The organism is Alistipes sp. cv1, assembly GCF_900240235.1.
Classification (GTDB): Bacteria; Bacteroidota; Bacteroidia; order Bacteroidales; family Rikenellaceae; genus Alistipes_A; species Alistipes_A hominis.
This window is the reverse complement of the sequence record NZ_OEPW01000001.1, coordinates 531,985-555,364: the sequence shown is the minus strand read 5'-3', so window position 1 is coordinate 555,364 and position 23,380 is coordinate 531,985. Positions and strand designations below refer to the sequence as shown.

The window sequence follows — 23,380 nt, the reverse complement described above, 5'->3', positions numbered from 1 at the left end:
CCTTTGTCAGGACATGCAAAAGTAACCATAATCCAGTATATAACGCCTCTGCCGATGCAATTATTTTACGCTCCGGACGTCGATTTCAGTACCGGCCGCTACCTGCTTTCCGGGGAAGAGTCGCGTCATTGCGCCCGGGTGCTGCGTTTGCGCAGCGGCGACTTCGTGCATATTACCGATGGCCGGGGAACGCTTTGCCGTGCCGAGATCGTTTCCGTTTCGCCGCACGGATGCGAGTTGTCTCTCGGCGAGCGTACCGAAAATTTCGAAAAGCGCGGTTATTTTCTGCAAGTAGCCGTGGCGCCGACCAAAAACATGGACCGGTTGGAATGGTTCGCCGAGAAGGCTACCGAGATCGGTATCGACCGGATCACGCCGCTGCTGACCGATCACTGCGAACGGCGGACGGTCAAGACCGACCGGTTGATACGGGTCGTGACCGGCGCCGTCAAGCAGTCGTTGAAAGCCTGGCATCCGCAGGTGGACGAGCTGACCCCGTTTCGCGAGTTGATCGGACAACCGTTCGACGGGAAAAAGCTAATCGCCCATTGCGAGGCCGACGCGGGGAAGATCCTGCTGAGAGATTGCGTTCGCCGCGGAGAGAACGTGCTGGTGCTGATCGGCCCGGAAGGCGACTTTTCGAAAGAGGAGATCGCCCTGGCGTACCGCAACGGTTTCGTTCCGGTTTCGCTGGGGAACAGCCGGCTGCGTACCGAGACGGCCGCCGTCGTAGCGACGCATTCGGTCGCTTTCCTGAATGAAAAATGATTTGAAATTTGATGAATACCGTTTTTACGATGCGTAAGTCGTTCGATTTGTTCTGGTCTTTCCTGAAGATAGGGATTTTTACGTTCGGCGGAGGATATGCGATGGTGGCCCTGATCGAGAAGGAGGTCGTCGACCGCCGGAGATGGGTCGAACGGACGGAATTTCTCGACCTGCTGACATTGGCCCAAACCTCGCCGGGAGCGTTGGCGCTCAATACCGCCGTTTTCGTCGGTTATAAGGTCGATGGGTACCGCGGGGGAGTGTGGTCGGTGTTGGGCGTAGTGGTTCCTTCGTTCGTCATTATTCTGGTCATCGCATTGTTTTTTGCGGAGTTCCGGCACGATCCGGTGGTCGAAGCCGTTTTCAAAGGGATGCGGCCGGCGGTCGTCGCCCTGGTGCTGGCCCCCGTATTCAATCTGTCCCGGGGGATCGGGCCGGTGCGGCTGGGTCTTGGCGCACTGGCGCTCGGCGTAACATGGTATGCGGGATTCTCTCCCGTCTACCTGATTCTGGTGGGAGCCTTGGCCGGGATCGGGTACGGGGTTTATCGCAAAAAGAAAGGGAAAGGATTATGATTTACCTGCAACTGTTTTTATCCTATCTGAAGATCGGCTTTTTCGGTTTCGGCGGCGGTTATGCGATGTTGTCGTTGATCCAGCACGAGGTGGTGATCAGCCACCAGTGGATTTCGAACAGCGAACTGACCGATATCATCGCCATTTCGCAGATGACGCCGGGGCCGATCTCGATCAACAGCGCGACCTACATCGGCTATGTCGTGACGGGGAATATCTGGGGCGCGATCCTCGCTACGTTCGCGGTCTGCCTGCCGTCCATAACGCTGATGATCGTGATCACGCGGTTTTACCTCGCTTTGCAGGACAACCTGTATATCAAAAGCGCGATGTTCGGAATGCGGCCGATGATTCTTGCGATGATCGGACTGGCCGGCGCGGTGCTTTTCACGCCCGATACGTTCATGGACGCGGCGAGCTGGGCGATCTTCGGCGTAGTGTTCGTGGCTACGCTGCGAAAGGTCGATCCGATCTGGCTGATCGTGCTGTCCGGCGTGGCAGGCTATCTGATATACGGATAGCGTCGTTGGTTGGTAATGCGTTGATTCGTTATTTGGCTCCGATTCCGATGCCTTGAGTCTTCCATAAATGTTACTTGTTTTATATTTGTCCGGGATAGAAAAAACGAAGAAGTTGCATTCGATCGAATGCAACTTCTTCGCAAAATTTCGATGCAGGAATAAAAGATAATTTGGTGCAAAATTATTTGATAAAGCGGAACTTTTTAATCCGTATTGTCAACGATCTCTTTTTTTAACGTGAAAAAAGAGATGACGGGATTGTCGTCTTCTTTTATTGTTTGAGCTATTCTTCGTACGGTCGTATCGTTGCTCTTTTCCAGAATAACATGCATGTTTGTTCCGAATGTCAAAGGGGAGATCGCCGTGATAAAGGTATTTTCCGAATAGCATGTAGACGGACTATTCAGGTTGAGGCACGTTGATAGCGTCAATAGGTTGTCATCGAAATACCGGTAATAGTAAGTTCCCCGCTTTTTTTGTTTGTCCCAGATCAGTGTGTAATCCTGAATCGAAGGAGAATCTTTTGTTTTGCCGAAAGTAACTAACAAGTATTGCGGCGTTTCGAACAGGTTGGTAACTCCCGAACTGTATCCGCTATCGAATAAGGTCTGCAACAATTCGAAGTAGTTTTTATGATTGTTTTGTTGCAAAAAACGCTCGTCCGGCAACGGATCTATCATTTCTATCGAATACATTTCTGTTATTTGTTCCCCTTCGATCTGGTATATCTTGTTCGAAACAGATTGAATGAATGATAAGTTGTGACTACAGCGGGTGATCGGATGGTTGGAGAATGTCAACAGTCCGGTATTCATAGACAGGTTGCTTTGCAGAAAAAGATTCTTGACCTGATAACCGACTGCATCGGCCAAGCCGTATTGAAATGCCGTATTGTCTTCGAGCGAGGGATTGGTTATAAAAAAGTTGCATAGCAGGGAAGTGCTGTCAGCCATCTCGATATCGGCCATGTAATTATAGATAGGATCGATTGGTGTTTTGCTTTTAAAATTTCCGGAATAATCGTACTCCAACGCTTTACGCGTATATCCGTCGATCAATATGATGCTTTTGCGGTACCGATTCAGAAAAAACGCAGATATTGTATTGTATTCGTTTCCGGATCTTCCTCGTTCCCCGATTTGGGCTATGAATCTTCCTTCGTTGCTGAAGGCGTATATGGCCCGTCCGTCGTAAATAAATAATGTGCTATCCTGATATTTGATTTTTTGGATGTCTTTCAGCAAGCATTTTTCATGTGTTTCCAAAGGTACATATTTGATCTGGTCGATCAATGCGGCGCTGTGTACTTCTTCGACTATATTGCATTGCCCTCGGGAGATAACGATTGAACGGTCGCTGTTTATTTTGATATTTTGTCCCGGCGTACAACTTTGCCATCCGATGAAGCTAAATAATATTCCAATGCAAACCCGTATTCTCATGACTTTTGAGAATTTTGAATTAAGAATTTATACAAAAATAGATATAAATACATGTGCTTTAACTTGTTTTTGTTTTTTTTATGAGAAATTTGTGGTTGTGGATCAAATGTCCATTGCTTTCAGATCTTGATTGCCTGCCAGATCGTCTGTTTTGTCTCGTCCTGTAGCAATCTGTATATCAAAAGCGCGATGTTCGGAATGCGGCCGATGGTACTTGCGATGATCGTGCTGTCCGGCGCGGCAGGCTATCTGATATACGGTTTGTAAAAAGTGTATAACCTGTTTATAAGTTGTTCGACTCTGTTCATAAATCCGGGAGATACCGGAGGAAGCTGTTGGAAATCTTTTCCGTTTTTCGGATCGGGCATGTGTAAAACGGCGATATCCAGTTGTTTATCCGTATGTAGGTTATGAACCGTTTTCGTTTTTCGCTTTAAGATTGTTTTTCGCCCCCCGAAACGACAAAAATTAATCGATTAAAAGATTGCTTCCGATACCGCAATGTGTTACTTTTGCCTCGTTATTCATGTATTACCCGATAAAATGACAAGTTTATGAAAAAGTATTTTCTGGATGTGCTGAAATTGCAGTATGCTGATTTTAAGGGCAGGGCGTCGCGCAGGCAGTTCTGGATGTTCGTTTTGTACAATGTGATCGCCGCCGTGATCGTCGGGATTATTGGCGGTATCGTCGGACTGAACGCGATCCTGAGCGGTTTGTACAGTTTGGCGTTGTTGATTCCGTCCCTGGCTATCTCCGTAAGGCGGTTGCAGGATATCGACAAGGAGTGGTACTGGATTTTGATCAGTTTGATTCCGCTGGTGGGGAGCATCTGGTTGATCGTTCTTTACTGCCAGCCCGGCACGCCGTCGGACAACCGGTTCGGAAAAGTGCCCGACGCCGAATAAGGGGTCGAGGAACCGAAGAAACAGGCCGGGGCGTTCGAATGGGACGCCCCGGTTTTTTGCGGCATAATCGGGCCGTCCCGGTAAAATAAACCCGGTAACCGCTGTCCGGTACCGGGTTTGCATGACTTACGATATTTCGACGGATCAGGTATTCATCGCTCCGCAAACGTGGATTACCTGTCCGCTGACGTACGACGACAGGTCGGATGCGAGGAACAGGGCTACCTTGGCCACGTCTTCGGGCGTACCGCCGCGACGCAACGGAATCTGTTTGGCCCATTCGGCCTTTACTTCGTCCGACAGCGCATTGGTCATATCGGTAATGATGAAACCCGGCGCGATCGCGTTGGCGCGGATGCCGCGGGGACCCAGCTCTTTGGCGATCGACTTGGCTAGACCGATCAGGCCGGCTTTCGAAGCGGAGTAGTTGGTCTGTCCGGCATTGCCCGAAACGCCCACCACCGACGCCATGTTGATGATGCTGCCGCTTTTCTGCTTCATCATCACCGGCGTTACGGCATGGATGAAGTTGAATGCGGATTTCAGGTTCACGTTGATAACCATATCCCACTGCTGTTCGCTCATGCGCATCATCAGGCCGTCGCGGGTGATCCCGGCGTTATTGACCAGTACGTCGATGCGACCGAAATCCTTCACGATCTGAGCCACCACGCCGGCCGTATCTTCGAAGTCTGCGGCGTTGGAGGCATATCCTTTGGCCTTGACGCCGAGCGCCTGCAACTCTTTTTCCGTGTTCTGGAAATTTTCGTCCACTTTCAGGTCGGTAAAGACGACCGACGCGCCCTCTTCGGCAAACCGCATGGCGATTGCCTTCCCGATTCCCCGGGCGGCTCCGGTCACGATAGCGACTTTTCCTTCAAGTAATTTCATTCGTCTGTTTTTTAGTGTCTAACAAAATGGTTCGTTTTCGGCGGCATCCCGCCTGGACGGTTCTCGCTTTTTGCCGGGAGCAACTTTAAGCAGAGCCTTTTAGCTATGCCCGTTTCCCCGTCGAAAGCCATACAAAGGTAATAATTTATTTTGGTTCGGAGATGATTCGGTGGGTTTTATTGCTCTTTTTTACTACCTTTGGAGCGTTCTTCAAGGCTATTAAACTTTAAAGATAAATCTTATGGTAAGGGATGAAAAACTATTCGGATTGATCGAGAGCGAAAAGCAGCGGCAGTTGCACGGTATCGAGTTGATCGCTTCCGAGAACTTTGTAAGCGAGCAGGTTATGCAGGCGATGGGTTCCGTGTTGACTAACAAATATGCCGAAGGGTATCCGGGGGCGCGTTATTACGGCGGTTGCGAAGTGGTGGATCAGGTGGAGCAACTGGCCATCGACCGTCTGTGCGAGTTGTACGGCGCCGAATACGCTAACGTGCAGCCGCACTCGGGAGCGCAGGCGAACATGGCCGTTTTCCTGACGGTGCTCAAGCCGGGCGATACTTTTATGGGGCTCGATCTGGCGCACGGCGGTCATTTGTCGCACGGTTCGCCGGTCAACACGTCGGGTATCCTTTACAATGCGATCGGCTACAAGCTGAGCGAAGAGACCGGAACGATCGATTACGATGCGATGGAACGTCTCGCCCTCGAACACAAACCGAAAATGATTATCGGCGGCGCGTCGGCGTACAGCCGCGAGTGGGATTACAAGCGGATGCGCGAGATCGCCGACAAAGTGGGCGCGCTGCTGATGGTCGACATGGCGCATACGGCGGGCCTGATTGCCGCCGGGCTGCTCGACAATCCGGTGAAATACGCTCATATCGTTACTTCGACCACCCACAAAACTCTGCGCGGCCCGCGCGGCGGTGTGATCCTGATGGGTAAGGATTTCGAGAATCCGTGGGGAGTCAAGACTCCGAAAGGGGAGATCAAGAAGATGTCCGCTATGTTGAACTCGGCCGTTTTCCCCGGCATCCAGGGCGGGCCGTTGGAACATGTGATCGCCGCCAAAGCGGTCGCTTTCGGCGAAGCGCTCGATTCCTCTTACAAGGAGTATCAGGCGCAGGTGCAGAAAAATGCGAAGGCGATGGCTGCCGCATTCGTAAAGCGCGGTTACAAAATCGTATCGGGCGGTACGGATAATCACCTGATGCTGATTGATCTGCGTACCAAGTTCCCCGACCTGACCGGAAAGCAGGTCGAGAAGGTGCTGGTAAAAGCCGATATCACGACCAACAAGAATATGGTGCCGTTCGACAGCCGCTCGCCGTTCCAGACTTCGGGTATCCGCGTCGGGACGCCGGCCATTACGACCCGCGGTTTGAAAGAAGACCAGATGGAAACGATCGTAGAACTGATCGACCGGGTGTTGTCGGATATCGACAACGAGTCGAATATCGTTGCCGTACGGAAAGAGGTCAATACGTTGATGGCGAAATATCCGTTGTTCGCCTGGTAGAGCGGCGGAAAACGTACGAATGACAAAGGGAGGCGTCCGGTGCGGATTGCCTCCCTGTTTTTTGCCTGCGGATCATTTCGAAAAGATAATCAATACCGATCCGACGATCATAATTACGGCTCCGAGCAATTTACGCCCGATGGCCTGCTCCCGGAATATTTTGTAGCCGAGTAGGATACTGACGATTGTCGAGAGTTGGAAAAGCGCCAGGGCGTATCCCACGTTCATGCGGTCGAATACGTAATTGGTCGTGTACTGCATCGTGCCGATGCAGAGCACCAGCCAGACGTAGCGCGAAAAATCTTTGCGCCGGATCCGCAGCGGCGATTGCGAACGTCCGGCCAGTAGTGCCAGCGCCAGTGAAAACAAGGCTCCGAACCAGCACCAGGTGATAAAAGCGGTCGTGGCCGAAGCGTACAGGATGACCTTTTTGATGAATACCGCTTCGACGGCCGTCAGCACCATGGCCCATATCCGGTACCGGATGTCTTTTCTGCGCAGGATGGCCGGAGAAAACTTTTCGTTCAGCGTGTCCAGTACGAAATAGCTGCCTCCGACGATTAGCGCGATGCCTGCAACGCCCCATAATCCGGGAATTTCGCCCAGCAGCAGGATGCCGGCGATCATTCCGACGACCGATTTGTAGGAATTGATCGGTCCCAGCACCGATAGGTCGCCCCCTTGCAACGCTTTTACCAGAAAGCCGTTTCCGGTGGCGCCGAATATGCCGGCGACCGTGCACCAGACCCAGAACTCCTTCGGCAAAGCCGCCCACTCGATCCGGGTGGCAGGAACGATGCAGACCGCGCTCAGCAGCAGGAATGTGATGAAGTTGACCTTCAGCGGCGGCTCCGAGCGCTCGGTGAGCTGTTTCTGGAAAACGTTCGCCAACGGGTTCGACAAAATACGCAGCAGAACGGCTATTGCGGTTAACGCCATGTTCGCAAAGATTGTACGGATCGCTGTTTACCGGACGGGGAGAAGGAGTTTTTTAGAAATTCTCCATCCGAATGTTTTTATTTCTGGTTTTTTCCCGGTTCGATGGAGCCGGACCCCTTATATGAGCCGAATCGTTAAGGGCGAAGGATTCTTTCCCTGTCCACCTGCCTGATCCACAGATCGGCCATGCGTTGGTGTCCCGCCGCCGTCGGATGAACGCCGTCCCAGATCCAGTAAGTGTTTTGCGATGTGGGATCGCGCTGCAAGAGGTCGTTGAACATCTGTCGGTAGGGCAGGTAGACGGCCTTGTAATCTCGTGCTATCTTTTCTACGATCGCGCTGCAACGCTCCACGATTTTGTCATACTCCCCGAAATCTTTGTTTTCGCTCATGTTTCCCGTGGGGGCGACGAACGGCGAGGCCAGTACGATTTTCAGATTCGGATTTTCCTGACGCGTCCGGTCGAGCAGTTCGCGATATTTTTTGTCCCAAGCGTCGAAATCGAACGGCGAGGTTCTGTCGCCGTGCAGGTACCGGTTGATGTCGTTGATGCCGACGAGTATCGACAGCACGTCGGGGTTTATGTCCAATACGTCTTCCTGCCAACGTTTTTCCAAATCGTACAGCGAGTTTCCGCTGATTCCCCGGTTGAAAAATTCATATTCGTATTGCGGATATTCTCCCAGGTAATGGGAAGCGCACAGGTACATGAATCCGTGTCCGTATATATGGTTCATATCCCATAGAGTGCGTTCGGAAGAGGGCTTGCCGTCTCCGCTGCCCCAGTTGCCGTCGGTAATGGAATCCCCGATGAACAGAATTTTTAGTCCGCCTGCCTGCAAAGTGGCGGAAATAAGCATCAGGATGAGCGATGCGATTACGAATAAACCTCTTTTTTTCATGTTATGATTTATTTTATGTTGATCGTTTGCGTGCCGCCCCGCAGCGGACGGGTTTCCCCCTTCCAGACGAAAGTGCCTTCGACCGCATCGGGCAGCGAAATTTCGGCGAACAGTTCTCCGCGTTTGCCGACGTGGTAGCGGACGGCGACGTCGCCCTGAGGATGCGGGATCGATCCGGAGGCTTCTTTCAGTTCGCCGAGCGACGGTGCGATTCGGACTTTCGAGAATCCGGGGCCGTCGCTGTCGATGCCGAGGACGATCCGGAAAAATTCGATGTTCGGGCTGGCTCCCCAGGCATGGCAGTCCGAACGCGACGGTTCGGGTTGCTCGGCCCACGTAGTCAGTCCCAGCGCCATCTGGTCGTCCCAGACTTTCAGGTTGTCGAGCAGCCGGTCGCCGAGCCCGGCCTTTTGCAATGCCTGGTTCAGATAGTACCGGAAATAGATCGTGGCTTGCGTCAGGGTCGTGTCGGACAGCGTACGCTCCATCACGGCTTTCGCTTCGTTCCCGCTTACGGCGCCCAGCAGGACGGCCAGTACGTTGACGTGTTGCGAGTAGTTGCGCCGGTCGTACGTGTCGGCGAACAGACCTTTGTTTTCTTCCCAGTATTTCGGACGGATCGTTCCTCGGATCGCATCGGCCATTTTACGGAACCGCTCCCCGTACATCGGGATGCCGAAAGCCTGTTCCATTTCGGCCATTGCATCGAGCCCCATGACGAACAGCAGATCCTGGAACGCCGAATTTCCCTCTTTTTCGCGGATCGGTTCCCCGCCGTCGAAGTTCGACGCCCAGTCGGCGAAGAACCAGTGCGGGATATAGCCCAGCGAATGATCTTCGCGCAGGAATCCTTCGTACCACGACAGCACGCCGCGGAAAGCGGGCAACAGCGTTTTCAGGTACTCTTCGTCGCCGCGGTAACGCCAGTAGTCGTATCCGGTGCAGATCCAGTAAAGCGAGAAAGACGAAATGAACTGATGCAATCCCGACGGATAGCGGCTCATCGTGATTCCGTCGGCCACGATCGACTGCCGGCCCTGCTCCAGCGCATTGCGTACCATGTACGGATCGCGCGTGTTATACAGCGAGATCATCGCTTGGATCCGCGTGTCGCCGAAATATTGCAGTTGCTCGTAATAGGGACAGTCCATGTAGGTTTCGTTGGCGCACAGCCGGGCGGTGCGCCAGCCGATATCCAGCATCCGCGACAGTTTCTCGTGTCCCGGCGCCGCGAACGACGATGCCCTTTCGAACGGATAGGCGGTGAATGTCCCGTAGATGTCTTGCAGTTCCAGCGGTTCGTCCTGCGTCGTGACGGTCAGTTTGACATACCGCCATGTACGCCACCACAGTGTCGTATAGAGCCGGCCGTTACCGCCGTCCGGACGAACGATATCTTCGTAGCCGAGGAACTGTTTGTTTTTTACTTCGTTGCGGTCGTCTTTGAAAAAGGTCTGCGTATCGCGGTAGAGCGCTTCGGCATAAGCGACGGTGATCTGCGAGCCTTTTCCACCGCTAAACAACAGCGATAGGTAGGCGGTCGTCAGCGAGTCGTTGTCGAGCAGGATTTCGGCGGTCGTATGGGCCGGAACGGTCACCGTCGCGGCCCGGCCGGGAAATCCTTCCGGAATACGCACGCCGTCGCTCCGCCGCACTTCGGCGAAACGCTCGGTACGGTTTTCCATCGGCGGGATCGGCGTAGGCACCAGCAGGCGTCCCGGATAGTCGCGCGCTCCTTTGGCTCCGCCGGTCATGCCGGCCTGCGCTTTGTTCCATGCCGAGTCGTCGAATCCGGGCGTTTCCCAGCCCCAGGGGTAGGCGGCCGCGTCGACCTGCTCGCCCGGTCCTGCGGCATAATAACCGTAGACGCGCGCCTGGTGCGGTTTGTAGGAGCCGTTGTGGCTGCACAGCCAACTGTCGTTCGTATTGACGGCCTCTTCGGCCGCTGTGTTGCCCTGTACGATCAACCCGGTCTGGTTGAAACTGACCTGGGCGACCGGTTTCATTTCCGCGAAGTTCCATACGACGGCTGCCAGCGTATTTTTGCCGGGTTTCAGCCACCGGGCCAGATCGACCGTTTCGAAGTTCCAGTTGAATACGTCGCCGCGGGCCGGGCCGACCGAAGCCAGCTCGCCGTTGACGTACAGCTTGTAACGGTTGTCGGCCGAGACGTGCACGACGAACCGTTCCGGTTGCTCGGGAAGTTCGAACGTTTTTCGGAAATGGTAAATCCCGTAAGCGTTTTGAGGTTCTCCGGGGACGGAAATCCATTGAGCCGTCCAGCGTCCGTCGAGCCATTGCGGCGCAATGTCGGCCTGGCGGTATCCCTCCAGATGGATCTGGGCCGCAACCGGCGCGGCAAGCGTGCACAGGACGAAGCAAATCGGCAGGTAAAATTTTTTCATCGGTTTTCGTTATTTTCGACGTAAGCGTTTCGTATTTCGTCGCGTATTGTTTTCGGCAAGCTTTTTACGACCAGCAGGTAGGAGTCGCGGATCCATTCCCTGATCAGACCGGCCGGCAGGTCGCCGTCCGTGCGGACGGTGTTCCAGTGGCGTTTGTTCATGTGCCATCCGGGCGAGACTTCTTCGTAAGTCTCCCGTAGTTCCACGGCCCGGTCGGGATCGCACTTGACGTTAATCCACCGGCTGTCGGTCATATCGGTCAGCAGAAACATTTTACCGGCTACTTTGTAGACGAGCGTCGTTTCGTCGAACGGAGTGGTTTCTTCGGTCGCAGGCAGCGAGAGACAAAACTCTCGCAGTTCGAAAATGTCCATTTCGGTCGTGTCTTTGGTTAGGACGGCTCTTTTTGCCGTCGAATAGTGGGGTTCGGATCGCGGGGCAGGAACCCGGTCGTGTTACCTTGCCGAAAGCAAATATACCAATAAAAAAGGGTTTTGCAACGGCTTTTATTCCGATTTGTTCCGATTCTGGTCGGTTTCGTTTTCCGGGTTCGGCGGTATGGGCGCGACGGGGGAGACGACCGGATCGGGCAACGGCGATTTGTCTGTGCGATTTTTGCAGCATACTGCCGGTGTATCCGGTTCAGTCCGGTAATCAGACGATTCGATGTTGAACAAATTTAATAACCTAATTCAAAAAACGATGAAAAAAATTATCACTCTTCTGGCAGTTGTCGCATTCGTCGTGTCCTGTTCGCAGTCCCGCAAGTGGACCGACAAGGAACGCGAAGAAGTACGCAAAACCCTCCGCGATTACCGCGATCGTTCGGCGATCCGACACATGGAAGCCGCCAATTACGGCAACCTCGAACAGTGCGTGCTGACGACGATCGAAGGCACTTATCCCGATTACAACAAGTACGATCAGCTTACGGCTAAGGAGGATACGCTCAACGCTGCGATGGTCTCCTGCGTCGGTTTCTCGATCGGCGATAATTTCGAGAATCTGCCGTTGCTGTTTCCGGCGGCCGAGTTGCAACAGGCCGGTATCCTGCCCGCAGGCGCGACCGACGAACAGATCCAGGCCTTTTATACTTGCCTGGCCGGAAAGGTGAAAGAACTGTACGTGACGCCGCAGCAGTTTACCGTCGCTCTGTTCGTGCAGCCGGGCGTACCGACCGAGCTGGCCGACGCGATGCAACAGTGCGCCGCTTCGGTGGCGGCTCCGGCCGCCGATTCGACGGCCGTGAAACCGGCCGCTCCGGCAAAGAAATAGCCGTTTGGCGAAAAGTAAAAAAAGGACTGCTCTGTGAGCAGTCCTTTTTTTGTGGATTTAATAGAAAAAATCAGTATTTTGATGAATACAAAATCTTATCCTATTACAGAAACGTTTACAGCTTGTTCGCCTTTCTTGCCTTCGTTGACTTCGAATTCGACGTGCTGTCCTTCTTCCAGGCCGCGGAAACCTTCTTTGTTAATACCGGTGTAGTGAACAAAGATGTCGCTACCTGTTTCGGTTGTGATAAAGCCATAACCTTTGGCCGAATCAAACCACTTTACTGTACCTTTCATAAAAAATGTAATTAAAGAAATAAATCAACACAAAGGAAAACAAAAAGTTCGGAAAAACAATAGCATGCGCGTTTTATTTTTATTTTTTTGCGTTTTATTTTTCCGGAACCCCGAATGACCGCTCCCAGAGTGCGTTATCCGTATTTCTCTTGTGCGATCCTACGGACTTTTTCGACGATTTGCGACGGAACCGGACGGATCGGATCACAGTCGTAGTAGGCTGACAGGAAGTCTGTTAATCTCGAAAGGAACGTTTCGGTCGTCTCTTCCGTACCGGTGATCGAGGCGATGTTGGTCACCGGACTCGGTACCGAAGCTACGCTTTTGCCTCGCAATGAGCGATCCCCGCGCAGCGTGTAGTCCAGCCGTTCCAGGTCGGTACGGTGCAGCAGCGTGCCGTGGAAGAGTTGGCTGGTGCGCGTCACGTGCGAAGCGGTGCCCGATATTTTGTATCCGGCCGCCAGCAGTTCTTTACGCGCGCCTATCGTGGCTTCGATTCCGTTCGCCCGCAGCGCGGCGACGATCGGAACGCCGAAGTCCCGGTCGAGCACCGGGACGGAGCCTTTGTCCGCAATAAAGGCGTAGTTGATGTTCCCGTAGTCGTGGAAGACGGTTCCGCCTCCGGACAGCCTTCGGACGACCTCGATGCCGTGTTCGCAGCAATATCCGGTGTCTACTTCCGCCTCGATGCGCTGGTTGCGCCCGACGATGACCGACGGCCGGTTGATATAGAATAACAGAACGTCCCCTGCGGGACGTTCTGTCAAAAGATACTCTTCCAGGGCGCAATTGAATGCCGGAGAGTCGGATATGCTCCTAAGCAGCAGCATACCGCGTGTTATTTTACGTGGAATGCCACGCGCAAGTCTTCCACTTCCTTGTCCGTGATTGGTTTCAGTTCGCCGATCGGGGCGGCCATAATCAGCGATTTCGCGCTGAATTCGGCTACTTCCAGCCGGTCGAACGTTTGCAGCAGACCGTCGCCGGTGATCAGCACCGAGTCGTTGGCCAGCAGTACGGCGGGTACGCTCTTCAACGCTTCCGAGATCTTCTTGCTGTCCTCGTACTGAACGCCGAACGGAATGATCGGGGTATCCTTCAGGAAGATCCAGCTTTCCGGGATCGTCCGTACGTTGAACTTCACGCCCGAAGTGCAGAAACCCATCAGGTGAGGAGGCTGCGTGATGATGATCGAGTTGATCTCCGGATGGTTCTGGTAGATCTCCTGGTGCAACGCTACCGAGCGGCTCGGGATCTTGCCCGCTTCCACCATGCCGTTTTTCACCTGCACGATGTTGCTCGGTTCGATGTCCCAGCGCGGAACGCCCGGAGGGGTGATCAGGAAGTCGTTGCCTCTCCAGCGTACCGATACGGTACCGTAGGTGCTGATCATCAATCCCTGGTCGCAAGCGCGGCGCACCATCTTGACGATCAGGCTGCGGATCGCGCGTTCGTCGGACGGGTAGGTGACCCCCATGAAGTGCGGGAAATCGGTCGGCAGCGAACGTTCGTGCTGGTCGATCTGCTCGTCGGTCAGGTAAGTCGGCTCGCCGAGCGTCTTCGCGTTGATGACCGTGCGGGCGCAGAATTCGAGCGTCTCGAAACGCTGATAAGCGTCCATCAGGTCTTCGCCGCAGAGCACCACGCCGTGGTTCTCCATGATCACGGCCTTATAGTCGGGGTGATTTTTGAATTCGGTAGCGATTTTCTTGCCCAGCCCCTGACTTCCCGGGACGTCGTAAGGAGCGAACCCGATCGTTCCGCAGACGCGTTTTGCCTGGGGAATGATGTTGGTGTTCGGAATCTGGTGCGTGATACTGAACGATACGAGTGCGGGCGGATGCGCGTGGATCACGGCGGTCATCTTCGGACGCATTTCGTAAATCGCCTTGTGGAACGGGAATTCCGAGGACGGTTTGTGCGGTCCGATCACCGTACCGTCCGCTTTTACGCAGACGATGTCTTTCGGGGTCAGCGAACCCTTGTCCACTGCGCCCGGCGTGATCCAGATGTCACCGTTTTCGTCCTTGATCGAAATGTTACCGCCCGAGGTGGTCGTCATTCCGCTCCGGTAAATGCGACCGATCACGACCGTAATCTGGTCGGCGGGGTGCATCAACTTAGTGTCTAACTGTTTCATAACCTAACTAATTGTTTTTTTAGCTCGAATGCTAAACCTGTTGTTTATCTAACTAACCTAATCGTGTTGCCTTTTTTGTAAGCCCGGCGGAAAACTTCCGTCCGCCGCCGGGCTTTGTTTTACAGTTTGACGCTAACGTTTCCCGTAACGCGCGTTTCGTGCGCGCTTACAGTTTATCGGCGTTAGCCAGCAGGTAGGCCTCCGCTTCGGGATTCCACAAACCCTTGTGCTTTTCGCAAAGTTTGTGCAGTTCGGCGTAAACCGGATTCGATTTGCCTTTTTCCCCGAATTCTGCGATCGGGGTCAGCGGCATTTCGATATGGGTGTATATCAATTTCTTTCCGCCGGGGATGCTCGGCAGGTTCAACGTCGTTTCGATCACGGCGTTGATACCGCCTACGTGCGTTACCAGGCCGGCCGGATCGAGTCCTTTGCCCATCATCTCGATGGCTTCCTTCATGTCGTCCGTATTGCCGCCGCTGGTGCCTACGACGTGCGTGTAGGCGTAGTGTACGTTGTAGAAGTTGAATTGCGCCTTGAAATCCGTTTTGGCCGGGCCAGCGAAGAAGTTCAGGCAACCGTCGAATCCGAGGATCGCGTCTCCCTGTTCCACGACCGGAGCGACCGGAGCGAATACGAACACGTCGTCGTAGCCTTTGCCGCCGTTCAGCGCTTTCAGTTCCGCTGCCGGATCGGCCATTTTGCCGGTGTTGACGTATTTCAGTTCGATGCCGTTTTTAGCGGCTTCCGCGGGCGAATAGAGCGATGCGGCGCGATCCAGACGCGTCTGGTCGATATCGGTCACCACGATCAGCTTCGGTTTGCGGTCGGTGCGGTGGATGGCGTAGTTGATGGCGGCCAACCCCATCGGGCCCACGCCGGCGAGTACCGCCATGCTGCCGCCTTGTTTGATCTCCATCGCGTGTTTGTACGACCCGGGCGTGATGTGGTAGTTCGCATGCATCGCGCCGATCACGCACGACAGCGGTTCGGACAGCGAAGCGGGGTAATATCCGGCGCCGGTATACGGCAGCAGGCAACCGTTTTCCATCACTTCGTTCGGGATTACCACGTAGGTGGCGTCGCCGCCGATGAATTGGTACGAATAGCCCGGAGCGCTCAACACGCCGACCGGCCCTTTTTCGTAATTCAGCGCGGGTTGGATCGAGAATTTGTCGCCGGCTTTGAATTGTTTGCTCCACTTGCTGCCCACTTCGACCAGTTCCCCTGCGAATTCGTGACCGATAATGACCGGACGCTGCGCGATGTCGCGCGGAACGCGTTTGTGGATGTCGGCCTCGTGGGAGGCTTTGTACGACGACATGCAGATGCTGTCGCATACGACTTTGGCGAGTATTTCGTTATCTTTGATCTTCGGCAGTTCGAATTCCTCCAATCGGAGGTCGTTTTTGCCGTACAGTCTTACAGCTTTTGTTTTCATGTGTTTTGGTTTTAAAAGTTCACGACGACAAGGTTTCACATGAAAAATCTAAATTTTCTGCAAAGATATACATTAAATTCATATCATGCGAATTTTTGTCATACTTATATAGGTTAAAGGCGTTACGAAACGGTTAACTGTCGGGCCCGCACCGTCCGTATTCGTACGGGCCCGATAGTCGGTGTGTTCCGTCTTCCGTTAGCTCAGCATCACCTGACCGCCGGTGACCGGTACGGCCTGCCCCGTTTCGCAGGTCTGTTCGATCAGGTACAGCACGGCTTTGGTAACGTCTTCCGGGCCGGTTCCCTTACGCATCGGAACCTGATCCATGTAGAACTTGCGGACGTCTTCGACGGTCTTCGCTCCCGGCACTTTGCCTGCGTGCAGGTATTGCAGGAACAGTCCGTTCTCGGGGTTCGACCACAGCGGCCCTTCGTAGAAGTTGCCCGGACATACCGAGTTCACCTTGATCCGGAACGGAGCCAGTTCCAGCGCGAACGACTGCGTCAGCCCGATTCCGCCGAACTTGCCGCCGGCATAGGCGAAGTTCGCCTTCGAACCGCGCAGACCCGATTTCGAGTTGATTTGGACGATGTCGCCGTAATTGTCCGGCGCGTATTTGTTTTGCAGCTTCATCACGCGCGAAGCGGCTTGAGCGCAGTAGAAGTAAGCGTTGTAGTTGATTTTCGTGACGAATTCGAAGTTTTCGGGCGTCATCTCTTCGAGACCGCCGGCGCGCAGAACGCCCGCGTTGCTGACGAATACGTCCAGGCCGCCGAAGTTGCACACCGTTTCGTGGATCAGGTTGCGCAGGCTCGCCGTATCGGCTACGTTCGTCTTGACGAAAATCGCGCGGTTGCTTTTGGCCATGCCGCTGAGCCGCTCGGCGGTCGCCAGACCGACCGTTTCGTTCAGGTCGGCCACCACGATGTTCGCCCCTTCTTTAATCAGACAGGCGGCGATTCCTTCACCGAACCCCTGGGCGGCTCCGGTGACGATGATCGTCTTGTTCTCGACGCGGCCCGAAGCTCCGCCGGCGCTTACTTTGCGGCGGTAGTTTTCCACTTCCCAGTTGTCGATGAAGTCGATCTGTCGCTGGGTCATCGGGTGTTCGCCGCCGAATGCCTGCGCGATCAGGGCGATCTTCATCATGTCTTCGTAGACGTCGAGGATGATGTCGCAGCCCGCGGCGTTGTCGCCGACGGCTACCAGGCCGATCCCTTTGATCAGGATCACTTTCGGCGTGTAACCGTTCTTATTTACATACGCTTCGATCTCTTTTTCGGCCGTTTCCAGCAGCGCTTCCTTGCTATCGCAGTCGAAATAGAGGTATTTCGATTTGCAATATACGATCGCGTCCGGCGAGAACGGAGCGGCTACCTTGGCGTACTCGGCCGCCGAAGAGAGGAAGTGTTTGGTCAGTTCGTTATTGCGTACTTTCAGCGTTTTGAGACCCTGCTTGCTGAGCATCATCCGGATGGCGGGCAGCACTTCCTGAGCGCATTCGCATACCGGAACGTCTCCTTCGGGCAGTTTCGCGCCGGCCGCCTTTTCGATCGTTCCGAGCACTTTTTCGTAGATGGCTTCCACCTCTTTGGTCGTATTCGCTCCGACGAAGATGCCGTGGTTCTGCAGCAGCAGGATTGCGGGCTCCTTGCCGAATTTCGCTTTGTAGGCGTTGATCCGGTTTTCGACTTCTTTGAAGAGCACGTAACCCGGGTCGGTGTACGGAATGTAAACCGCATCGTCGCCGAACAGCTTTTGCGTTTCGGCCTCTGCGTTTTGGCCGCACATCAGGCCGTTGACCATCGTCGGATGCAGGTGTACGATGAAGTTAGCTTCCAGCGCGTTGTGCATCGACGTCTCGACCGACGGACGGCGATCTTTGGTGATGCAGGCGGCCGCCAGGTCGTTTTTGACCTCTTCCTCGCGGGCTGCCGTGTCGCTGCTGTACGTTTTTTCCGAGATCACGTTCAGCTTTTTACGGTCGAGCACCGCAAAGCCGTCCTCGGTAATGGTGGCCAGCGCGCATCCGCTCGCTTTGACCCACAGTTTTTCCGCATTTTTGTACGAAGTGTTTCCGCCGCCGGCGATGACATAGCGGCTGTCTTTGCCGTATTTGCGGGATATCTCGATCAGTTCTTCTATCTCTTTCATGATTGGTTTACGGGTTTAAAGGATGATGGATTTGATAACGCGGTCGCCGTGCTTGACGTATTCGTCGCGTTTGTCGATATCGGCCTTTCCACGACTATCTACGTAGCCTTGCATACCGCTGCGGACGATGTCCTGATGGGCGGCCACGACGCAGGCGCCGCAGTAGTTGATGAATTTGAGCCGTTCGGTCAGCGGCGCGCCGCCGCGGGTGAACAGTTCGATCGGTTCCATCGCGGGCGTGTTGTGTTCCGAGCCGAACGTTACGACGAAACCGTTGTCGTGCAGGTAGCCGGCGTACTTCTCAAGCACTTCGACGCTGTTGCGCGTCGTGATGAATTCTACCGAGAAAATACCGCGCTGGCGTAGGATCTCGGCCGTTTTCACGACGTCCTGTTCGAAGTCGGTGAATCCGCCCTTCGCATCGTCCGCCAGGAACGGGTAGGTCGGGATGCCCCCGGCGGCCAGGATGATCTTGCGTACCGTGTCCATCGGCAGGAATGCTTTCGGGTCTTCCGGGACGAAAGCCGCTCCGCCCGCTTTGAGCAGGTTGCCGCGAATTTCGTTCTCGACGGCGGCGAGGTCGTCTACATTCGATTTCAGCGCCTTGCCTCCGAAAATCGTTTCGAAGAATTTAGCGATGGCGGCCTTGTCGTTGTTAAAATGCGCGTATGCGGCGATCCGCAGCGCTTTGGCCAGATGGCGTTCGCGGATCGAACCTTTGGTCAGCGTCTTCTTGATCAGGTCGAAGTCGAGCCTGAACGGAGCGTCGTACGATGCGAGCACGTCGTTCAGCTTGCCGCACATGGTTTTTACCTGCGCGTTCGATTCGGCGCGGACGTTGGCCAGTTGCGAGGCGTACGGTTCGGGCAGGTCGATCGGGTAGGCGAGGCCTTTGCCGCTGAGGTAGGTGCGGCCCGGGTTGTTCGGGTCGTTCACCCGTATGCCGGCGGCTTGGTCTTCTTCTTGCAGGCTGATGAACTCGATGTTGAACAGCGGGAACAGCTTGCGCTGAATACACCCGTCGTTCCACTCTTTGTAGCCGTCCATCGAATAAAAGTCGTTGATGCCGACCACTTTCACGTTTTCGTTGACGGCGCGATCCAGCGCGTCGGTCAGTTTATCGAAAGCGCTGAACGAGTACGGCGTGTGCAGGTGTGCGTTGACGTCGACGCATTCGAGCTTATGTTTTTTTGACACATCCATGATTGTCGGTAGTTTTACGTTTATTAGGTTTTGACATGTTTTGTTAAGAACGAAAGGTCACACGGACTTCGATATCTATGCGACCTTTCGGAAATCGGTGTTATGTTACACGTCTTTAGATACCTTCTTTAGCTCGGCGGATCTGTTCGGCATCGGTGTAGTTACGCGTCGGAACGTATCCCTGCAACGGAACGATCTTTTCGTGGATGATGTCCAAGAAGCTGTCCGGTTGCGGGAAGAACGCGTATTCCAGCTCGTAGGCCGGCGTGATCCAGTCGCGCGATCCCAGAACGACGGCGGGCGCGTCCAGGTAATCGAACGCCAGTTCGGTGATGTTGCGGGCCAGGTCGTTCAGGAACGAGCCGCGCGCCGTAGCGTCGCCGGCGATGACGATCCGTCCGGTTTTCTTCACCGAAGCGAGCACTTTCTCGTAGTTGAACGGAACGAGGCTGCGCGCGTCGATCACTTCGGCGCTCATGCCGTATTTCTCTTCGAGCGTTTTGGCCGCTTCGAGCGCGCGGTACAGCGTGGCGCCGATGGTCAGGATCGTGATGTCCTTGCCTTCGCGTTTCACGTCCGGTTCGCCCAGCGGAATTTCGTAGTATCCTTCCGGAACGCCGCCTTCGTGGAACTGCTCGCCTACGTCGTAGATACGCTGGCTTTCGAAGAAAATCACCGGATCGGTGCCCTGCAGAGCCGCATTCATTAAACCTTTGGCGTCGTACGGAGTAACCGGGAACACCACTTTCAGGCCCGGGATATGGGCTGCCAGCGACGTCCAGTCCTGCGAGTGCTGCGCGCCGTATTTCGAACCTACCGATACGCGGACGACTACCGGCATCTTCAGGATGTTGCCGCTCATGGCCTGCCATTTGGGTAGCTGGTTGAACACTTCGTCGCCGCAGCATCCGAGGAAGTCGCAGTACATGATTTCGGGGATTACGCGGCCGCCGCACATGGCGTATCCGATAGCCGTTCCGATGATGGCGGCTTCGGCGATCGGCGAGTTGAACAGGCGGTGGTACGGCAGCGCTTCCGTGAGACCGCGGTATACGGCGAACGCGCCGCCCCAGTCGCGGTTTTCTTCACCGTAGGCGACCAGCGACGCGTCTTTGTAGAAGCGGTCGATGATGGCTTCGAAGATACCGTCGCGCAACTGGAACTGTTTCATTTTCGAGAACGGCTTGCCGTCCTTGTCGAACGCGAAACGCTCTTTCTTGGCGATCTGCTGTACGCGCGGGTTTTCGCTCATCGGGTGGTTTACTTCCGGCTTAGCGTCCGACAGCGAGTCGATCGACTGGTTCGAGAACATCATCGTGCCGAGCAGTTCCTGATCTTTGTGCAGGTCCATACGCGGGGAAAGTTCGTCGTCGATAGCCAGTTTGAAGGTGTCGAACATGATGTCCTTCACCTCTTTGGTCGTGGCGTCCAAGTCGGCCTGCGTTGCGATGCCGGCGGCGATCAGTTCCTTGCCGTAGGCTGCGATGCAGTCTTCCGCTTCCCAGGCTTCCACCTCTTCTTTGGTACGGTACGACGAAGCGTCGGAAGGCGAGTGGCCGCTGTAACGGTACGTCAGCACGTCGATCAGTACCGGGCCGTCTTTTTCCTCTTCGAGGATCGCTTTCTTACGGCGGTAGCAGTCGATCACGGCCAGCGGGTTGAAGCCGTCCACGCGTTCTGCGTGCATCTGGGCCGGGTTGACGCCGGCGCCGATGCGGGCCGCGAAGTCGAAGCCCATCGTTTCGCCGCGGGTCTGACCGCCCATGCCGTACTGGTTATCCATGATGTTGATGATCACCGGCAGGCCGCCTTTCATATCGTCCGCCCACAGTTGTTTGAACTGATCCATCGCAGCGAAGGTCATGCCTTCCCAAACCGGGCCGCGGGCCATCGACGCGTCGCCGAGGTTGGCAACCACCACGCCCGGCTTGCGGTTCACTTTCTTGTACAGGGCCGCACCTACTGCGATGCTGCCGCTACCGCCTACGATGGCGTTGTTCGGGTAGATGCCGAACGGCGTGAAGAAGGTATGCATACTTCCGCCGAGGCCTTTGTTGAACCCGGTCGTGCGGGCGAATACCTCGGCCAGCGCGCCGTACAGCAGGAAGCGGATACCCAGTTCTTTTACGGAACCGCCCTTGAAAGCTTTCTTGGCGACGTTTACCGTAGCGCCGTCCCAGAATTCGTTCATCACCTTCTCCAGATCCTTGTCGTCGAGTAGCTCGATGGCGCGAAGACCTTTGGCGAGAATTTCGCCGTGGCTGCGGTGCGAACCGAAGATAAAGTCATTGATATCGAGCATGTAAGCCATACCTACGGCGGCGGCTTCCTGACCGGCCGACAGGTGCGCCGGGCCCGGGTTGTTGTATTCCACGCCGTTGTATCCGCCGGTCGTTTTTACCAGTTGCAGCATGGTTTCGAATTCGCGGATCACGACCATGTCGTGGTAAATGCGTTTCAGATCGTCCTTGGTGAAGTTCTTCGCCTTGAGCTCTTCCTTGATCGTCTTTTTGTACTGATTGACCGGAATCGGGGTGAAGGTGATCTCACCGGCTTTCCGCATCTCTTTCGGGTCGATATATTGCGACTTAGGCATAATATATGATTTTTAAGTTTTTAATTAGTTGTTATTCGGTTAGAAAGCAAAAATGGTTTCTTTGAAAATTTCGGATACGGTCGGGTGCGGGAATACGACTTCCTGCATCTCTTTGAGCGTCATTTCCTGTTCGATGGCCATGCAGGCGCCGTAGATGATCTCGCTGCACGGGTTGCCGAGCATGTGTACGCCGAGCACTTCGCCGTATTTGGCGCCTACCAATACTTTGCACAGGCCGCTACCGCCTTCGTTTTCGGCGACGAAGCGTCCGGCATAGGCCATCGGCAGTTTTGCGATGCGGTATTCGATGCCCTCTTTTTTAGCCTGTTCTTCGGTCAGTCCGACGCCGGCCACTTCCGGATTCGTATAAACCACGCCCGGGATCGCGTTGTAACGCATGACATCCGGACGGCCCGTCAGATTGTTGACGACTACCTCGCCCTCGCGGCTGGCCGTGTGGGCCAGCATCGAGAATCCGGTCACGTCGCCCGCGGCGAAGACGTTCGGCACGTTCGTGCGCATCTTGTCGTCCACCTTGACCGCGCCGCGGTTCAATTCCAGACCGAGGTTTTCAAGGCCGATGCCCGCCGTAACGGCACGACGACCGACGCTCATCAGGATCTTGTCGCCTTTAGCCGACAGCGTTTTGCCGTCTTTGTCTACATAGACCACTTCGTTGCCGCGAATTTCGGTTACTTTGCAGTTGAGATTGAACTTGATTCCTTTCTTTGCGTAAATATCCTGCAACATCGAACTGATTTCGCCGTCCAGTCCGCCGAGGATTTTCGGCAGCATCTCTACGACGGTCACTTCGGTGCCGAGGCTGTTGAAAAAGCTCGCGAACTCCATCCCGATTACGCCTCCGCCGATGATTACCAGCGATTTGGGTTGTTCTTTCAGGTCGAGGATTTCGCGGTTCGTAACGATCACGTCGCCGGCTTCTTTGACGCCCGGAATCGGCGGAACGAAAGCTTCCGAACCGGTGCACAGTAGCAGGTTTACCGCATAGTACGTTTCGCCGTTGCACTCGATCTCGATTCCGTTGGCCGAGCGTCCTTTGATTTTGGCTTCGCCCTTAACGACCCGCACCTTGTGCGCTTTCATCTTCGAACCGACGCCGCCCACCAATTTTTTTACTACTTTATTTTTGCGGTCGACGATCTTGCCGAAATCGAACGTCGCGCCCGGCGCGCTGATTCCGTATTTGTCGCCGTGTACGGCGTAGTCGTATACTTTGGCGCTGTAAAGCAGGGTTTTGGTCGGGATGCATCCTTCGTTCAGGCAGACGCCGCCCAATTCCCTCTTTTCGAACAGCACGACGTTCAGCCCTTTCGCACCGGCGCGTTCCGCAGCCACGTAGCCGCCGGGACCGCCTCCGATAATTGCTAAATCAATCATT

20 protein-coding genes are annotated in these 23,380 nt (G+C 54.8%); 6 read left to right on the top strand and 14 right to left on the bottom strand.

Going from position 1 to position 23,380, the window contains the following annotated elements; all coding sequences use genetic code 11:
• The first annotated feature begins 54 nt into the window (after nt 1–54).
• From C1A08_RS02310 to C1A08_RS02300, 3 genes are read left to right on the top strand one after another with little or no spacing between them, the layout of a single operon-like run.
• The gene (locus tag C1A08_RS02310) at nt 55–768 is read left to right on the top strand and encodes a 16S rRNA (uracil(1498)-N(3))-methyltransferase (RefSeq protein ID WP_101571113.1); all 714 of its coding nucleotides are present in this window, start codon (nt 55–57) and stop codon (nt 766–768) included.
• Between the two features lie 11 nt (nt 769–779).
• Entirely contained in the window at nt 780–1,343 is a 564-nt protein-coding gene (locus C1A08_RS02305; RefSeq protein WP_306345968.1) for a chromate transporter, read from the top strand.
• A complete protein-coding gene (locus C1A08_RS02300; protein ID WP_055205443.1) occupies nt 1,340–1,864 on the top strand; it encodes a chromate transporter in 525 nt (174 codons plus the stop codon). Before C1A08_RS02305 ends, C1A08_RS02300 begins: the two co-directional genes overlap by 4 nt.
• A 203-nt stretch (nt 1,865–2,067) precedes the next feature.
• Here the strand turns inward: C1A08_RS02300 and C1A08_RS02295 are convergent, their stop codons facing one another.
• On the bottom strand, nt 2,068–3,306 hold the full coding sequence (locus C1A08_RS02295) for a 6-bladed beta-propeller (RefSeq protein ID WP_101571112.1): 1,239 nt from the start codon (nt 3,304–3,306) through the stop codon (nt 2,068–2,070).
• A 554-nt stretch (nt 3,307–3,860) separates the two neighbouring features.
• Here C1A08_RS02295 and C1A08_RS02290 point away from each other — a divergent pair.
• The gene (locus C1A08_RS02290; RefSeq protein ID WP_055205445.1) at nt 3,861–4,214 is read left to right on the top strand and encodes a DUF805 domain-containing protein; all 354 of its coding nucleotides are present in this window, start codon (nt 3,861–3,863) and stop codon (nt 4,212–4,214) included.
• Nucleotides 4,215–4,358: 144 nt separating this feature from the next.
• On the opposite strand, the gene fabG is transcribed toward C1A08_RS02290, so the two are convergent.
• Nucleotides 4,359–5,105, bottom strand: a complete 747-nt coding sequence (gene fabG, locus C1A08_RS02285; RefSeq protein WP_055205446.1) for a 3-oxoacyl-[acyl-carrier-protein] reductase — start codon at nt 5,103–5,105, stop codon at nt 4,359–4,361.
• A 241-nt stretch (nt 5,106–5,346) separates the two neighbouring features.
• Here fabG and glyA point away from each other — a divergent pair, with 241 nt between their 5' ends.
• Entirely contained in the window at nt 5,347–6,627 is a 1,281-nt protein-coding gene (gene glyA / locus C1A08_RS02280; RefSeq protein WP_101571110.1) for a serine hydroxymethyltransferase, read from the top strand.
• A 72-nt stretch (nt 6,628–6,699) separates the two neighbouring features.
• Here glyA and C1A08_RS02275 read toward each other — a convergent pair whose 3' ends face one another.
• The 4 genes from C1A08_RS02275 to C1A08_RS02260 all read right to left on the bottom strand — a co-directional run bounded on the left by C1A08_RS02275 (nt 6,700) and on the right by C1A08_RS02260 (nt 11,247).
• Nucleotides 6,700–7,566 (bottom strand): EamA family transporter, encoded by an 867-nt coding sequence (locus C1A08_RS02275; protein ID WP_055205448.1) that lies wholly within the window; start codon nt 7,564–7,566, stop codon nt 6,700–6,702.
• Nucleotides 7,567–7,700: 134 nt separating this feature from the next.
• Nucleotides 7,701–8,468 carry an SGNH/GDSL hydrolase family protein gene (locus C1A08_RS02270; protein WP_101571108.1) on the bottom strand — a complete coding sequence of 256 codons (768 nt, stop codon included), beginning with the start codon at nt 8,466–8,468 and terminating at the stop codon, nt 7,701–7,703.
• Nucleotides 8,469–8,476: 8 nt separating this feature from the next.
• Entirely contained in the window at nt 8,477–10,873 is a 2,397-nt protein-coding gene (locus tag C1A08_RS02265) for an alpha-L-rhamnosidase-related protein (protein ID WP_101571106.1), read from the bottom strand.
• On the bottom strand, nt 10,870–11,247 hold the full coding sequence (locus C1A08_RS02260) for an MmcQ/YjbR family DNA-binding protein (protein WP_055205451.1): 378 nt from the start codon (nt 11,245–11,247) through the stop codon (nt 10,870–10,872). The genes C1A08_RS02265 and C1A08_RS02260 overlap by 4 nt, the downstream gene beginning before the upstream one ends.
• A 328-nt stretch (nt 11,248–11,575) precedes the next feature.
• Between C1A08_RS02260 and C1A08_RS02255 the strand changes: the two genes are divergently transcribed.
• Nucleotides 11,576–12,148 (top strand): hypothetical protein, encoded by a 573-nt coding sequence (locus tag C1A08_RS02255; RefSeq protein ID WP_055205452.1) that lies wholly within the window; start codon nt 11,576–11,578, stop codon nt 12,146–12,148.
• A gap of 95 nt (nt 12,149–12,243) precedes the next feature.
• Here C1A08_RS02255 and C1A08_RS02250 read toward each other — a convergent pair whose 3' ends face one another.
• From C1A08_RS02250 to lpdA, 8 genes are all read right to left on the bottom strand, one after another.
• On the bottom strand, nt 12,244–12,444 hold the full coding sequence (locus tag C1A08_RS02250; protein ID WP_081032628.1) for a cold-shock protein: 201 nt from the start codon (nt 12,442–12,444) through the stop codon (nt 12,244–12,246).
• Nucleotides 12,445–12,578: 134 nt separating this feature from the next.
• On the bottom strand, nt 12,579–13,274 hold the full coding sequence (locus C1A08_RS02245) for a lipoate--protein ligase family protein (RefSeq protein WP_055205454.1): 696 nt from the start codon (nt 13,272–13,274) through the stop codon (nt 12,579–12,581).
• 8 nt (nt 13,275–13,282) lie between these two features.
• Nucleotides 13,283–14,584, bottom strand: a complete 1,302-nt coding sequence (locus tag C1A08_RS02240; RefSeq protein ID WP_055205455.1) for a class II aldolase/adducin family protein — start codon at nt 14,582–14,584, stop codon at nt 13,283–13,285.
• Between the two features lie 166 nt (nt 14,585–14,750).
• A complete protein-coding gene (locus C1A08_RS02235; protein ID WP_101571101.1) occupies nt 14,751–16,025 on the bottom strand; it encodes a zinc-binding dehydrogenase in 1,275 nt (424 codons plus the stop codon).
• Between the two features lie 198 nt (nt 16,026–16,223).
• Nucleotides 16,224–18,182 (bottom strand): SDR family NAD(P)-dependent oxidoreductase, encoded by a 1,959-nt coding sequence (locus C1A08_RS02230; protein WP_055205457.1) that lies wholly within the window; start codon nt 18,180–18,182, stop codon nt 16,224–16,226.
• Nucleotides 18,183–18,197: 15 nt separating this feature from the next.
• The gene (locus C1A08_RS02225) at nt 18,198–19,385 is read right to left on the bottom strand and encodes a hypothetical protein (RefSeq protein WP_101571099.1); all 1,188 of its coding nucleotides are present in this window, start codon (nt 19,383–19,385) and stop codon (nt 18,198–18,200) included.
• Nucleotides 19,386–19,500: 115 nt separating this feature from the next.
• Nucleotides 19,501–21,981, bottom strand: coding sequence for an alpha-ketoacid dehydrogenase subunit alpha/beta (locus C1A08_RS02220; RefSeq protein ID WP_055205459.1), 2,481 nt, complete (start codon nt 21,979–21,981; stop codon nt 19,501–19,503).
• A gap of 39 nt (nt 21,982–22,020) precedes the next feature.
• The gene (gene lpdA / locus C1A08_RS02215; RefSeq protein ID WP_055205460.1) at nt 22,021–23,379 is read right to left on the bottom strand and encodes a dihydrolipoyl dehydrogenase; all 1,359 of its coding nucleotides are present in this window, start codon (nt 23,377–23,379) and stop codon (nt 22,021–22,023) included.
• Nucleotide 23,380: the final 1 nt, after the last annotated feature.

Excerpts from the sequence above, each read along its gene's own strand:
- C1A08_RS02310 (WP_101571113.1), top strand. The coding sequence starts at position 55 with ATGCAATTATTTTACGCTCCGGACGTCGATTTCAGTACCGGCCGCTAC.
- C1A08_RS02305 (WP_306345968.1), top strand. The coding sequence starts at position 780 with ATGAATACCGTTTTTACGATGCGTAAGTCGTTCGATTTGTTCTGGTCT.
- C1A08_RS02300 (WP_055205443.1), top strand. The coding sequence starts at position 1,340 with ATGATTTACCTGCAACTGTTTTTATCCTATCTGAAGATCGGCTTTTTC.
- C1A08_RS02295 (WP_101571112.1), bottom strand. The coding sequence starts at position 3,306 with ATGAGAATACGGGTTTGCATTGGAATATTATTTAGCTTCATCGGATGG.
- C1A08_RS02290 (WP_055205445.1), top strand. The coding sequence starts at position 3,861 with ATGAAAAAGTATTTTCTGGATGTGCTGAAATTGCAGTATGCTGATTTT.
- fabG (WP_055205446.1), bottom strand. The coding sequence starts at position 5,105 with ATGAAATTACTTGAAGGAAAAGTCGCTATCGTGACCGGAGCCGCCCGG.
- glyA (WP_101571110.1), top strand. The coding sequence starts at position 5,347 with ATGGTAAGGGATGAAAAACTATTCGGATTGATCGAGAGCGAAAAGCAG.
- C1A08_RS02275 (WP_055205448.1), bottom strand. The coding sequence starts at position 7,566 with ATGGCGTTAACCGCAATAGCCGTTCTGCTGCGTATTTTGTCGAACCCG.
- C1A08_RS02270 (WP_101571108.1), bottom strand. The coding sequence starts at position 8,468 with ATGAAAAAAAGAGGTTTATTCGTAATCGCATCGCTCATCCTGATGCTT.
- C1A08_RS02265 (WP_101571106.1), bottom strand. The coding sequence starts at position 10,873 with ATGAAAAAATTTTACCTGCCGATTTGCTTCGTCCTGTGCACGCTTGCC.
- C1A08_RS02260 (WP_055205451.1), bottom strand. The coding sequence starts at position 11,247 with ATGGACATTTTCGAACTGCGAGAGTTTTGTCTCTCGCTGCCTGCGACC.
- C1A08_RS02255 (WP_055205452.1), top strand. The coding sequence starts at position 11,576 with ATGAAAAAAATTATCACTCTTCTGGCAGTTGTCGCATTCGTCGTGTCC.
- C1A08_RS02250 (WP_081032628.1), bottom strand. The coding sequence starts at position 12,444 with ATGAAAGGTACAGTAAAGTGGTTTGATTCGGCCAAAGGTTATGGCTTT.
- C1A08_RS02245 (WP_055205454.1), bottom strand. The coding sequence starts at position 13,274 with ATGCTGCTGCTTAGGAGCATATCCGACTCTCCGGCATTCAATTGCGCC.
- C1A08_RS02240 (WP_055205455.1), bottom strand. The coding sequence starts at position 14,584 with ATGAAACAGTTAGACACTAAGTTGATGCACCCCGCCGACCAGATTACG.
- C1A08_RS02235 (WP_101571101.1), bottom strand. The coding sequence starts at position 16,025 with ATGAAAACAAAAGCTGTAAGACTGTACGGCAAAAACGACCTCCGATTG.
- C1A08_RS02230 (WP_055205457.1), bottom strand. The coding sequence starts at position 18,182 with ATGAAAGAGATAGAAGAACTGATCGAGATATCCCGCAAATACGGCAAA.
- C1A08_RS02225 (WP_101571099.1), bottom strand. The coding sequence starts at position 19,385 with ATGGATGTGTCAAAAAAACATAAGCTCGAATGCGTCGACGTCAACGCA.
- C1A08_RS02220 (WP_055205459.1), bottom strand. The coding sequence starts at position 21,981 with ATGCCTAAGTCGCAATATATCGACCCGAAAGAGATGCGGAAAGCCGGT.
- lpdA (WP_055205460.1), bottom strand. The coding sequence starts at position 23,379 with ATGATTGATTTAGCAATTATCGGAGGCGGTCCCGGCGGCTACGTGGCT.